Source organism: Micromonospora sp. NPDC005806 (assembly GCF_042871425.1).
In the GTDB taxonomy this organism is placed as follows: domain Bacteria; phylum Actinomycetota; class Actinomycetes; order Mycobacteriales; family Micromonosporaceae; genus Micromonospora.
The window spans coordinates 82,281-94,033 of the sequence record NZ_JBIAIL010000011.1 but is presented as its reverse complement, the minus strand read 5'-3'; the positions used below and the strand labels follow the sequence as shown (position 1 = coordinate 94,033).

At 73.9% G+C, this 11,753-nt stretch carries 10 protein-coding genes and 1 riboswitch; of the genes, 2 read left to right on the top strand and 8 right to left on the bottom strand.

The genetic code is table 11. The features are described 5' to 3' along the window. From ribD to rpe, 3 genes are all read right to left on the bottom strand, one after another. Complete coding sequence (ribD, locus tag ACFYOS_RS14525; protein WP_387140378.1) at positions 1–1,062, bottom strand: bifunctional diaminohydroxyphosphoribosylaminopyrimidine deaminase/5-amino-6-(5-phosphoribosylamino)uracil reductase RibD; 1,062 nt, start codon at positions 1,060–1,062, stop codon at positions 1–3. Between the two features lie 169 nt (positions 1,063–1,231). After that, a riboswitch (FMN riboswitch) is annotated at positions 1,232–1,404 on the bottom strand. Positions 1,405–1,485: 81 nt separating this feature from the next. Then, complete coding sequence (locus ACFYOS_RS14520; RefSeq protein WP_387140607.1) at positions 1,486–2,511, bottom strand: response regulator; 1,026 nt, start codon at positions 2,509–2,511, stop codon at positions 1,486–1,488. Next, positions 2,444–3,124: a ribulose-phosphate 3-epimerase gene (gene rpe, locus ACFYOS_RS14515; protein WP_387140375.1), complete on the bottom strand. Its 681-nt coding sequence runs from the start codon at positions 3,122–3,124 to the stop codon at positions 2,444–2,446. Before rpe ends, ACFYOS_RS14520 begins: the two co-directional genes overlap by 68 nt. A gap of 253 nt (positions 3,125–3,377) precedes the next feature. Here rpe and ACFYOS_RS14510 point away from each other — a divergent pair, with 253 nt between their 5' ends. Then, complete coding sequence (locus ACFYOS_RS14510; RefSeq protein ID WP_387140372.1) at positions 3,378–4,265, top strand: septum formation family protein; 888 nt, start codon at positions 3,378–3,380, stop codon at positions 4,263–4,265. A 140-nt stretch (positions 4,266–4,405) separates the two neighbouring features. Next, a complete protein-coding gene (locus tag ACFYOS_RS14505) occupies positions 4,406–5,296 on the top strand; it encodes a septum formation family protein (RefSeq protein ID WP_387140604.1) in 891 nt (296 codons plus the stop codon). Between the two features lie 40 nt (positions 5,297–5,336). On the opposite strand, the gene ACFYOS_RS14500 is transcribed toward ACFYOS_RS14505, so the two are convergent. The 5 genes from ACFYOS_RS14500 to ACFYOS_RS14480 all read right to left on the bottom strand — a co-directional run bounded on the left by ACFYOS_RS14500 (position 5,337) and on the right by ACFYOS_RS14480 (position 11,641). Further along, positions 5,337–7,064, bottom strand: a complete 1,728-nt coding sequence (locus ACFYOS_RS14500) for a M28 family peptidase (protein ID WP_387140369.1) — start codon at positions 7,062–7,064, stop codon at positions 5,337–5,339. Positions 7,065–7,275: 211 nt separating this feature from the next. Continuing rightward, positions 7,276–8,865, bottom strand: coding sequence for an RsmB/NOP family class I SAM-dependent RNA methyltransferase (locus tag ACFYOS_RS14495; RefSeq protein ID WP_387140366.1), 1,590 nt, complete (start codon positions 8,863–8,865; stop codon positions 7,276–7,278). Next, entirely contained in the window at positions 8,862–9,788 is a 927-nt protein-coding gene (gene fmt / locus ACFYOS_RS14490; RefSeq protein ID WP_387140363.1) for a methionyl-tRNA formyltransferase, read from the bottom strand. Before fmt ends, ACFYOS_RS14495 begins: the two co-directional genes overlap by 4 nt. A gap of 5 nt (positions 9,789–9,793) precedes the next feature. Further along, positions 9,794–10,354 carry a peptide deformylase gene (gene def, locus ACFYOS_RS14485; protein WP_387140361.1) on the bottom strand — a complete coding sequence of 187 codons (561 nt, stop codon included), beginning with the start codon at positions 10,352–10,354 and terminating at the stop codon, positions 9,794–9,796. A gap of 42 nt (positions 10,355–10,396) precedes the next feature. Continuing rightward, positions 10,397–11,641: a cytochrome P450 gene (locus ACFYOS_RS14480; protein ID WP_387140601.1), complete on the bottom strand. Its 1,245-nt coding sequence runs from the start codon at positions 11,639–11,641 to the stop codon at positions 10,397–10,399. Between the last annotated feature and the right edge of the window lie 112 nt (positions 11,642–11,753).

Genomic DNA, 11,753 nt, shown 5'->3' with positions numbered 1-11,753 from the left:
TCAGGCCTCCCTCTTCCGGGGCAGCGCGGTGATCCGCAGGTCGGGGCCGACCTGCATAACGTCGGTGAGCTCCAGGTCGATGGCGTCGGCGATGGTCGTCACGCCGGCGTCGAGCAGCGCGGTCGGGCCGGCGCCGAGCAGCTTCGGCGCGACGTATCCGACGACCTTGTCGACCAGGCCGGCGGCGAGGAACGCGCCGGCCAGCCGGGGGCCGCCCTCCAGCAGGACGGCCCGGATGCCGCGGTGGTGCAGCTCCGCGAGCAGCGCCGGCAGGTCGACCCGGCCGTCCGGCCCGGCGCCGACCTCGGCGGCGGTGGCGATCCAGGTCCGGGCGGCGCCGTCGCGGACCCGGGCGTCGGCCGGGGTACGCCCCGAGCTGTCCACCACCACGCGCAGCGGCTGCCGGATGGCCAAGGTGCCGTCGCGCAGGTTGCGGGCGGTCAGCCGGGGATCGTCGGCGAGCACGGTGCCCACCCCGGCGAGCACCGCGTCGACGGTGCCGCGCAGGGCGTGCACGTCGATCCGGGCCGCCTCGGAGGTGATCCACATGCTGGTGCCGTCGGCGGCGGCGGAGCGCCCGTCGAGGGTGGCGGCGTACTTCCAGATCACATACGGCCAGCCGCGGCGCATCGAGGTGAGCCAGGCGATGTTGCCGGCCTCGGCCTCCTCGGTGCGTACCCCGGACTCGACCTGGATCCCGGCGGCGCGCAGGGTGGCGGCGCCGCCGGAGGCGACCGGGTTGGGGTCCGGCACGGCGACCACCACCCGGGCGACCCCGGCCGCGATGAGCGCGTGGCTGCAGGGGCCGGTGCGGCCGGTGTGATCGCAGGGTTCCAGGGTGACCACGGCGGTACCGCCGCGGGCCCGCTCGCCGGCCTGGGCGAGGGCGACGATCTCGGCGTGCGGACCACCCGCGTACGCATGGAACCCCTCCCCGACGATCTCGCCGTCCGGGTCGAGGAGGACGCAGCCGACCACCGGGTTGGGGCTGGTGGTACCGAGGCCGCGGGCGGCCAGCGTGATCGCGCGACGCATCGCCTCGTCGATGGAGACGCTCGCCATCGCCTGACCCTGCCCTCTCACTCGCCGGTCGCGCGCGGGCGGGGCTGGGAGGTGGCGGCACGGATGCCGCGAACAGGCGGCGGCGGAGATCCGGGGACGGCACAGCCGACCCCGGGAAGCCCACGCGGCGGCTGAGGGTGTCAGCGGCCGGCAGGGGCCTCCCCGTCCCGCGCGCTGTCTCCCATCCGGACTGTCTGGGGGCGGACGAGCCGCACCCCAACCGTCGGCCCCGGATTCTCACCAGGTCCACCGTCCGGCCGAAGCCGTCCGGGTCGCGGGCTTACCACGGTCGGACCGTGGATCACCGCCGGTTCGGAATTTCACCGAGCCCCGCCAGCGCGTGGTGGGTACACGGGAAGTCTTACACGCCCGGCGGGGGGTCGTGCCACAAGGGCGAGCTACCTCACAGCGAGGACCGGATCGTCACGTCATGCCCCGACGCCGGTCGACCGCGACGTACGACCCGGGTTGGCTCTTGGCGACCGACTTCATGTCGGAGGCGACGGCGATCGCCTCCAGGGGGTTGGTGAACCGCTTTCCCGAGTCGGAGAGGGAGACCCCGATGGAGAGGGTGACCAGGGCGGCCCGCCGGATGTTGCCCCGTCGGTCCTTCAGCTCGACGAAGCCGCGCTCCCGGTCGGTGGGGTCGTAGAGGGCGTCGGCGCCCTTCTCGAAGTCGACCACGGCCCGGCTGGTCAGCGGCCGGACCTGGGCGGGCGTGCAGACGATCACGAAGTCGTCGCCACCGACGTGGCCGAGGAAGGCCGGCGGCAGCCCGATCGAGACCACCGCCCGGTGCAGGCTGCGGGCCAGCGCGGAGATGAACTCGTCGCCGCGGACGAAGCCGTACCGGTCGTTGACGCTCTTGAACCGGTCGATGTCGATGTAGCCGACCGCGTAGTCCACGCCGTTGCGCACCCGGTCGCTGATCTCCCGGCGGATCCGGCTGTTGCCGGGCAGCCCGGTCAGCGGGGAGACCTCCCGGAACTCCTTGTTGCGCCGCAGCGTGGAGCTGACCCGGGCGACCAGCTCGGCGGTGTCGAAGGGCTTGACCAGGTAGTCGTCGGCACCGGCGCTGAGGCCGTTGACCTTGTCCACGGTCATGCCCTTGGCGGTCAGCATGATCACCGGCAGGGCCGAGGTCATCGGGTCGGCGCGCAGCCGGCGGGTCAGCTCCAGGCCGTCGATCCGGGGCATCATCAGGTCCACCACGGCCAGGTCCGGCCGCTGCCGCTCGATGACCTCCAGGGCCTCCTGGCCGTCGCCGGCGTGCAGCACCTCGAAGCCGTGCAGCCGCAGGTTGAACTCGACGAAGCGGGCGATGTCCTCGTCGTCGTCGACGACCAGGATGACGTCGGGTCGCTCGCCGGCCAGGTCCACGTCAGGCCCCGGTCGTCGCGCGTTCCGCCAGGCCGCGCAGCCGGCGTACCGCCTCGGCCGGGTCGTCAGCGCCGTAGACTGCGGTGCCGGCGACGAAGGCGTCGGCGCCGGCCTCGGCGGCCTGCTCGATGGTGTCGGCGGCGATCCCGCCGTCGACTTCGATGCGCAGCTCGAGGTGGCCGGTGGCGATGTGCCGCCGGGCGGTGCGCACCTTGTCCAGCAACTGCGGGATGAACCGCTGTCCGCCGAAGCCGGCCTTGATCGTCATGATCAGCAGCGTGTCGAAGCTGGGCAGCAGCTCCAGGTACGGCTCGATCGGGGTGTCCCGGTCGATGGCCAGCCCCGCTTTCGCCCCCGCCGAGCGGAGGTCCTTGGCCAGCGCCACCGGGTCGTCGCACGCCTCGGCGTGGAAGGTGACGTTGTACGCGCCGGCGTCGGCGTACCCGGGGGCCCAGCGGCGCGGGTCCTCGATCATGAGGTGCACGTCGAAGGGCAGCTCGGTCGCCGCGCGCAGGCTCTGCACCACCGGGAGCCCGATGGTCAGGTTCGGCACGAAGTGGTTGTCCATGACGTCGACGTGCAACCAGTCGGCGGCGTGCTCGATGGCGCGGACCTCGTCGGCGAGGCGGGCGAAATCGGCGGCCAGGATGCTGGGCGCGACGATCAGCGGCGGTACGGTCACCGGGCCAGTGTACGAACGCGGCCATCCACCGCTCACCGCACGGCACCGGGGACTCGCTGTGATCCAGCCGTGACCGGTGGTACAGCCTTGGCCCGTCCGGAGGACGAATCCGGAACGTGAAGCCATGCCTCACTGGCCGATCGACCGAAAGACGGCGACACTCCAACAGGGACTGTCACGCATGCCGCACGCCCGGTGGCGAACGCCGCACGGGCCGTGGCGACCGGCTGTCATCTCCCGGAAAGGGCGGACGATGCGACGGTGGCTCCTGGCGCTGGCGCTGGCCGGCACGGCGACGGTGGTTCTGGCCGGCTGCGTCGCACCGCACCGGGCCGACGGCGACCTGACCGACGACTGGCCCGCGCTCCCGGCGCCCCGGATGTTCGTCCCCGCCATCGACGCCTGCCTGCCCCGGATCACCGCGGTGGTGCAGGCCGGCACGTACGAGACGGTGGACTGCGCGCGCAACCACCTCGCCGAGGTGGTGCACGTCGGCACCTTCGCCGGGGCGGCCGCGGCCGGCGCCCGGCCGGAACCGGGCTCCCCCGCGCTGCGGGTCGCCCGCGCCGAGTGCGACCAGCGGGCCCGCGAGGTGATCGGCGGGGACTGGCACGCCGCCCGGCTCACCATGAACATCGCGCTGCCCACCACGGCCGGGTGGGCGGCCGGGGCGCGCTGGTACCGCTGCGACCTGGCCGAGACCGACAGCATCGACAACACCCGCGCGGTGAACCGGGTGGGCAGCCTGCGCGGCGCGCTGATCGGCGACAACCCGCTGGCGCACCGCTGCTTCGACCCGAAGCTGATCGGCGACAACCTCAACTACATGGCGCCGGTGCTGTGCGCCGAGCCGCACCGAGCCGAGTTCGTCGGTGTCTCCGAGGAGCGCGGCATGAGCTGGGCGGACTTCCTCCGCGCCGCCCCGGCGGTGCACCGCCGCTGCATGGCGCTCATCGCCGTCTTCGCCGACGTGCCGAACAACGCCGAGCTGCCGTACCGGGCCGGCTCGATCTTCTACCCGCCCTCCCAGCGCGAGTGGGAGGAGGGCGACCGGGGCGTGCGCTGTTTCCTGTGGAGCGACGACCGGAAGCTGACCCGGTCGATGCGCGGGGTCGGCCCGGAGGGACTACCCGTCAGCTGAGCCACAGTGCCGTATGCTGCACCGCCGTGGCGGTCGACCGTTCCGGGTCGCGGCGCGGCGCCACCCGCGCTGAGCCGGAGGGATCGAAGCCGGCAATCGGCGCCGGTCGGCGCGACCACGACGACGGGGAGGTCGGTGCGATGCGGCGATGGTGGACGGCGGCCGCCGGGAGCCTGGCGGCGACACTGGCGCTCGCCGGGTGCGGCGTGCCGGCCGGGGTGGACCGGAACCTGGCCGATGACTGGCCGGCGCTCCCGCAGGCCGTGGCGTTCGTGCCGGAGGCCGGGACCTGCCACGTCACGATCCAGGACGTCGGCTATCTGAGCGGCTACAACCCGGTCGCCTGCACCACCTCGCACCGGTCCGAGACGCTGCACGTGGGCACGCTGACCGGCTCGGACGCCGACCGGAGCGCGCCCCCGCGCGCCGGGTCGACCGGGATGCGCACGGCCCGGGCCGAGTGCAACACGCAGGTCAGCAAGGCCGTGGGGTCGGACTGGCGCGCCGGCCGCCTGATGGTCTCCGTCGTGCTCCCCTCGGCGTCGGCCTGGACCGGCGGCGCGCGCTGGTTCCGCTGCGACGTCTCCGAAGTGAACAGCCTCGACGACGGCAGCGTCGTCCCGCGTGCGGCCAGCCTGCGGGGCGCGCTCACGGCGGGCTCCCCGTTGGCCTACGGCTGTTTCAACCCCAAGCTGGTCAAGGACGACATCGAGGAGATGCGGCCGGTCTCCTGCACCGCGAAGCACCACGCCGAGTTCGTCGGGGTCTACCAGTTCCCGGACATCTCGTACGCGGAGTTCGAGCGCACCTCGCTGCGGGCGCACAAGGCCTGCCGGGGCCTGATCGCGACGTACGTCAAGGTGCCGAACAACAGCGACATGCAGTACCGGGCCGGCACGATCATCTACCACCCCTTCGAGGAGGAGTGGAAGGACGGCGAGCGCGGCGTGCAGTGCTTCCTCTGGGTGTCGGACCGGACGCTGACCCGCTCGCTCAAGGGCGCCGGCAGCAAGGGACTGCCGGTCCGGTGAGCGGGGCGGGCCACCGGCCCACCCCGCTCCGGAGCACCGCCTAGCCGACCTGCACCGTCACGTCGTCGACGACGAAGCTGGTCTGCAGCGACGAGTCCTCCACGCCCGTCCACTTCAGCGTCACCGTCTGCCCGGCGTAGGACGCCAGGTTGAAGGTGCGCTGCAGGTAACCGGACGCGGCGTTGAGATTCGAGTACGTGGCCAGCGTCGTGCTGCCGACCTGCACGGTCAGCTTGTCGTACGCCGTCGACCCGGTGGTCTCCGACGTGTCGATGTGCAGCCAGAACGCGAGGGTGTAGCTCGCGCAGCCGGCCGGGATGCTCACCGACTGCGACAGCGTGTCCGTGTGCGAGCTGCCGTACCCGTCCAGCCACGCCTTGTACGACCCGGTCCGCGCCGCCTGGCCCGAGGAACTGGTGATCACACCCGACGTCGCCGTCCACGGCGACGTTCCCGACTCGAAGCTGCCGTTACCGATCAACTGTCCGCCGGCGCAGCCGCCGGTGCCGGTCACGGTGAGGGTGTAGCTGGCGGTGTGGGTGACCGAGCCGGTGCCGGTGACCGTGATGGTCCAGGTGCCGGTGGTGGCGGTCGAGGAGGCGCTCACCGTCATGGTCGCCGAGCCGCCCGAGGTGACCGAGGACGGGCTGAACGACACGCTCACCCCGCTCGGCGCGCCGGCGGCGGAGAGGCTGACCGGCTGGGCGTTGCCGCTCGGGGTGGCGGTGCTGACGGTCGCGGTGGTGGAGCCGCCCCGGGACACGCTGCCGGAGGTGGGGCTCACCGCGACGGAGAAGTCGTTGGTCGGGGTGCCGCCGACCGCGAGCTGCCAGATCGCGTACGCCACGCCGTCGGCGCCGCGGTTGAGGATGGTCGCGTTGATGTTGCTCGTGGTGTCGCAGGAGCGGTGGTAGCAGGAGTCGTACGCGCTGTTCGCCGTGCCGCCCCACTTGCTCGCCTGGGCGCTGCTCTTGCGCGCGCTGGCGCCGGCGGCGTAGCCGGAGGTGGGGATGCCGGCCTGCTGGAAGGAGTAGTCGTCGGAGCGGCCCTGCCCCTCGACGTTCTCCTCCGGCTGGATGCCGAACGAGTCCCAGTACGCCTTCAGCGGCGCCGCCGTCGTCGAGGTGATCCGGTTGATGAAATAGCCGCCGTTGGGCGAGCCGACCATGTCGAAGTTGTAATAGCCCTTGAGGTAGCCCTTCTGGGTGGCGCTCAACGAGTTGACGTAGAACTCCGAGCCGTTGAGTCCCTGCTCCTCGTCGGTCCACCAGGCGAACCGGACCCGCTTGGTCATGGCGGGGTTCTGCTGAGCCAGCACCAGCGCGTTCTCCAAGAGGGTGGCCGAGCCGGAGCCATTGTCGTTGATGCCCGGCCCGGCGGAGACGCTGTCGAGGTGGGCGCCGAACATGACGACCTGGTCGGCGGGGCCCTGCGGCCACTCGGCGATCAGGTTGTTGGACGGGTACGTGCAGGTCGAGCAGTACTGCTCGGTGACCGTGTAGCCGGCGGCCTGCAGCTTGGCTTTGACGTAGGCGACCGACGCGGTGTACCCGGCCGAGCCGGCCCGCCGGGTGCCGCCGTTGTTGGTGGCGATGGTGTTGAGCTGGGCCAGGTGGGCCTGGACGTTGGTCACCGAGATGTCCGGTGCGGCCAGCGCGGGGGCCGCCGCCGGGGCGGGTGCGGCCGAGGCGGAGGTGCCGGCGAGGGTCGTCGTCAGGGCGGCGACGAGGGCGAGCGCGAGGCCCGCGGTCGACGTGCTGCGTCTCATGGAGACTCCTCGTGGGGGTCGGCGGGACGTACGGGCGGGGTGGGTGCGACCCGTGGGCTCCGGTGGGAGCCTCGGCATCGACGGGACCGATAATCGGCACAGTTACATGTATCGATATCAGAGTCAACGGGAGTGTCACATCCCGCGTGAACCGGTCTTGCCGCCGCCGGTCGCCACCGCCAACGCCCGCACCCCGCCAGGCAGCCCGGGCTCAGCCCTTGCGCAGCACCGCCAGGAACATCGCGTCGGTGCCGTGCCGCTGCGGCCAGAGCTGCACCGTCGGCCCGTCCCCGAGCCCGGGCATGCCGGCCGGCAGCAGCGGCCGGGCGTCGACGAAGTCCACCGGGAACCCGCACCGGCGGGACGCCTCGGTCACCGTCACGTGTGTCTCCACGGTGTGCGGCGAGCAGGTCACGTACGCGACCAGCCCGCCCGGCCGCACCGCGCGCAGCGCCGCGGTGAGCAGCTCCCGCTGCAACCGCGTCAGCGGCGGCAGATCCGCGGGCTGGCGGCGCCAGCGGGACTCCGGGCGGCGGCGCAGCGAGCCGAGGCCGGTGCACGGCGCGTCGACCAGCACCCGGTCGAAGTGCCCCTCCGGCAGTTTCGGGTCGGCGCCGACCGTCCGCCCGTCGAGGTTCAACACGTTCACCGGCAGGCCCCGGGTGGCCTGGGCGACCAGCCGGGCCCGGTGCTCGGCCACCTCGACCGCGGTGAGCCGGGCACCGCGCTGCGCGGCGAGCGCGCCGAGCAGGCCGGCCTTGCCTCCCGGCCCGGCGCACAGGTCGAGCCAGCGGCCGTCCGGGCCGTCGAGCGGCGCTACCGCGAGGGCGTTCGCCACCAGCTGGGAACCCTCGTCCTGGACGTGCGCCCGCCCCTCGGCCAGCGCCGGCAGCTCACCCGGCGCGCCGCCGGACAGGTAGACCGCGTACGGGGAGAACGCGCCGGGCGCGCCACCGACCTCGTCGGCCAGCTCCACCGGGTCGGCCAGGCCAGGCCGGGCGCACAGGTGCACCGGGGGACGCTCGTTGTCCTCGATCAGCAGCCGGGCGGTCTCGCCGAGATCGCCACCGAGCGCCTCGGCGAAGGCCCGCACGATCCACTTCGGGTGGCTGTACGCCAGGGCCAGGTGGCCGATCGGGTCGGTCTCGGCCGACGGGGCGAGCTTCGCCACCCAGCCGTCGACGTCGCGGGTGGCCACCTCGCGGAGCACCGCGTTGGCGAAGCCGGTGGCGCCCGGGCCGACGGCGCGGACCAGATCGACCGTGGAGGAGACCGCCGCGTGCGCCGGCACCCGGGTGTGCAGGAGCTGGTACGCCCCGAGCCGCAGCGCGTCGCGCACCGGCGGGTCGATCCGCTGCACGTCCCGGCCGGCCGCGTCGGTGATGATCGCGTCCAGGGTGCCGGTGTGCCGCAGCGTGCCGTAGGTCAGCTCGGTGGCGAACGCGGCGTCCCGGCCGGTCAGCCCCTCGTCGCGAAGCATCGCCGGCAGCACCAGATTGGCGTAGGCGTCGTCCCGGTGCACCGCGGCGATCGCCTGGTACGCCACGTGCCGGGGCAGGTCGACGGCGGGCCGGGCCGGGCGACGGCCGCCCCGCCGCTCGACGCCGAAACGCCCCTCGCGGGACCGGTCACCGCCGGCGAACCGGCCGGCGTCGCCGGGCCGCCCGCCGCGGGCGTACCGCTGGCCCCGCTCGGCCCCGGCGGACCGCTCGCCGCCCGGACGGGCGCCGCCGCCCGCGGACCCGCCGCGCGGACCGTCGTCGGGGAACCGCTCGCCCCGAGGCTCCGACGGCCCCGTCACGCGAACACCTCCCCCGCGGTGACCCGGGCGCCACGCGCCCAGTCGGTCGCCGACATGGCCTTCTTGCCGGCCGCGCGCACCTCGCCGAGCCGCACCGGGACGGTGGCCGTGCCGGCGAGGACGCGGGCCTTCTCGACCAGCAGCTCGCCGGGCTTCAGCTCCGGGCCGTCGGCCACCGGGGTGGCCGGGCCGAGCTTGACCCGGTCCCCGCGGAAGGTGGTCCACGGGCCGGGCGCCGGGGTGCAGGCACGGATCCGGCGGTCGACCGCGAACGCCGGGTCGGTCCAGCGGACCCGGGCGTCCTCGACGGTCAGCTTCGGCGCGAGGGAGACCCCGTCGGCGGGCTGCGTCTCGGCGCGGGCGGTGCCGGCGCCGAGCGCGTCGAGCACCGCCACGAGCAGGCCGGCGCCCGCGTGGGCGAGCCGTTCCAGCAGGTCGCCCGAGGTGTCGCCGGGACGGATCTCGTCGGTCACCGTGCCGTACACCGGGCCGGTGTCCAGCCCCTCCTCCAGCTGGAAGACGCTGGCCCCGGTCAGCTCGTCGCCGTGCAGCACGGCGTGCTGCACGGGCGCCGCGCCGCGCCACGCGGGCAGCAGCGAGAAGTGCAGGTTGATCCAGCCGTACCGGGGGATCTCCAGCGCCACCGGCGGCACCAGCGCGCCGTACGCGACCACCGGCACGCAGTCCGGGGCCAGCTCGCGGAGCCGGTCCAGGAACTCCGGCTCGCGCGGCTTCGCCGGGGTCAGTACCTCGACGCCGTGCGCGTCGGCCCAGGCGCCGACGGGCGAGCGGACCAGTCCCCGGCCGCGGCCGGCCGGCGCGTCGGGACGGGTGACCACGGCCAGCAGCTCGTGGCCGGACGCGGCGATGGCGTCCAGGGCGGGGACGGCGACGGCCGGCGTGCCGGCGAAGACCAGACGCATCCGCCTCACCGCCCCAGGCCGAACGGGTTGCCGGCGGCGTGCGGGCTGAGCTTGACGGTCGGCGGGGTGGCCGCGTCGTACCACTCGGCCTGGCGGATCGCCTTCATGGCCGCCTTGCGGCCGGCCGGGTCGAGCCGGTCGACGAAGAGCACCCCGTCGAGGTGGTCGGTCTCGTGCTGGACGCACCGGGCCATCAGGCCGGTGCCGACGATCTGCAGCGGGTCCCCGTAGCCGTTGAAGCCCTTGGCGATGACGTTCTGCCGACGCTTGGTGTCGAAGTAGAGCCCGGGGATGGACAGGCACCCTTCCGGCCCGTCCTGCTCCTCCTCGTCCGGGAACTCCAGCACCGGGTTGACCAGGTGCCCGAGGACGTCGTCCACGTCGAAGGTGAACACCCGCAGGCCCACCCCGAGCTGCGGTGCGGCCAGGCCGGCCCCGCTCTGCTCGCGCATCGTGTCGGTCAGGTCGGCGATCAGCTTGCGCAGCTCGGCGTCGAAGTCGACCACCGGGTCGGCCGGCGTGCGCAGCACCGGATCGCCGAACAGACGGATGGGCTGGACGGTCACGCGGGGTGGCTCCTTAACTGGGGCGAGTGGTGCCGTACCAGTCTACGGAGTGACCCCCGTCGCTCCGGCCGGCGTACCGCAATCGGCGACCGGCGCGGCTCCGTCACCCACGGTGACCGGGAGGGTGGCGTAGCCGCGCAGGGTGAGCCGGATCCGCCGCTCGGGCGTCCCGGCCAGGGCGAGTCCGGGCAGGCGGCGCAGCAGCATCGGGAAGGCCACCTGCGCCTCCAGCCGGGCCAGGGCGGCCCCGAGGCAGTAGTGCGGGCCGGCGCCGAAGGAGAGCGGATGGACCTGCGGACGCCACGGGTCGAAGCGGGCCGGCTCGGGGTAGCGGCGGGGATCCCGGTTCGCGGCGCCGAGCATCACGATGAGCCAGCTCTCGGCGGGCAGGTCGACGCCGCCGTGCCGGGCCGGGACGGTACTCACCCGGGAGGTGAGCTGCACCGGTGAGTCGTACCGCAGCAGCTCGTCGACGTAGCCGGGCGCGAACTCGGGGTGGTCGCGCAGCGCGGCCGCCTCGCGGGGGTGGTCGAGGAGCACCACCAGGCCGTTGCCGAGCAGGTTGGTGGTGGTCTCGAAGCCGGCCACCAGTAGCACGATCAGGTTGGCCAGCAGCTCGTCGCCGGAGAGCCGGACACCGTCGGAGTCGTGCGCCTGCACCAGCGCAGTGGTCAGGTCGTCGGCCGGCGCCCGGCGGCGGGCCGCGACCAGCTCGGTGAAGTAGTCGCGCAGCTCGCCGGCGCCCCGGTCGGCCACGGCCAGCTCCTCCGGGGTGATCTCGGGCTCGAGGACCCCGGTGAGGTCGGTGGCCCAGCGCCGGAACAGCGGCCGGTCGGCCGCCGGCACCCCGAGCAGCGCGCAGATCACCCCCACCGGCAGCGGATACGCGAACTCGGCCAGGAAGTCGACCGCCGCACCGTCCCGGCCGCGGGCCAGCATCCCGTCGATCAGCTCGTCGGCCTGGGCGACGACCACGTCCCGCATGGCGGCGATCCGGCGCGGGGTGAAGGCGCCGGCGGCCAGCCGCCGCATCCGGCTGTGGTCCGGCGGGTTGGTGCGCAGCATCGACCGGGAGATCGACAGCACCGCCGGGCTCTCCCGCCAGCCGGGCAGGAACTGGTCGCGCAGGTGATCGTCCATCACCCCGAACCGGGGGTCGCGGAGGATCGCGTCGGCCTCGGCGTAGTCGGTCACCAGGTAGAAGACCGGGCCGGCCTGGACCACCGGGCCGTGCGCGCGCAGCTGCTCGTAGGTCGGGTACGGGTTTACCCGTCCCGACGGGGACATCAACAGCGCGAGGGCGTCGGCAGGATCCACGGTCGGCCTCCCCGGGGGGCGTCGGAGACCCTCATCATGCTCCGGTACGCCCGATCCGGCGATCCCGTCGCCTGGCCGCCCC

What these genes read in the sequence shown, in the direction of transcription:
- fmt (WP_387140363.1), bottom strand. Translation starts at nt 9,788, where the DNA reads ATGCGTCTGGTCTTCGCCGGCACGCCGGCCGTCGCCGTCCCCGCCCTG.
- ACFYOS_RS14505 (WP_387140604.1), top strand. Translation starts at nt 4,406, where the DNA reads ATGCGGCGATGGTGGACGGCGGCCGCCGGGAGCCTGGCGGCGACACTG.
- ACFYOS_RS14510 (WP_387140372.1), top strand. Translation starts at nt 3,378, where the DNA reads ATGCGACGGTGGCTCCTGGCGCTGGCGCTGGCCGGCACGGCGACGGTG.
- ACFYOS_RS14480 (WP_387140601.1), bottom strand. Translation starts at nt 11,641, where the DNA reads ATGTCCCCGTCGGGACGGGTAAACCCGTACCCGACCTACGAGCAGCTG.
- ACFYOS_RS14500 (WP_387140369.1), bottom strand. Translation starts at nt 7,064, where the DNA reads ATGAGACGCAGCACGTCGACCGCGGGCCTCGCGCTCGCCCTCGTCGCC.
- ribD (WP_387140378.1), bottom strand. Translation starts at nt 1,062, where the DNA reads ATGGCGAGCGTCTCCATCGACGAGGCGATGCGTCGCGCGATCACGCTG.